The sequence below is a fragment of the Pseudoalteromonas sp. S1609 genome, assembly GCF_005887255.1.
Taxonomy (GTDB): Bacteria; Pseudomonadota; Gammaproteobacteria; order Enterobacterales; family Alteromonadaceae; genus Pseudoalteromonas.
On the sequence record NZ_PNDJ01000278.1, the window covers coordinates 1 to 250 of the forward strand.

Here is a 250-nt window from a genome sequence, read left to right on the forward strand (position 1 = left end):
ACCACCATAATTGAATACTGTTTTGCCGAGTTAGTGTTGGCTTTCAAGCCACTTTAATCACAGCGAGGTGGTGGCGTGCGTGCCAGTACCAAATGCATGGCCAGGATCAAGTAGCTCATTGACTGCGTCAGGGTATCGAATATCGCGCCACCTCGCGCAAATCCACACCATGTCGCCAAATAGAATAGGGTGGAAGTTATCCATCCACTCACGAACCCAATCTTTGTCTTCGATTTGCTCGATTTTGTAA

Annotated in this window: 1 pseudogene; it reads right to left on the reverse strand. The window is 47.6% G+C overall.

Going from position 1 to position 250, the window contains the following annotated elements:
- Positions 1-60: 60 nt before the first annotated feature.
- A pseudogene (locus CWB76_RS19735) lies at positions 61-250 on the reverse strand (50S ribosomal protein L11 methyltransferase); the annotation flags it as partial.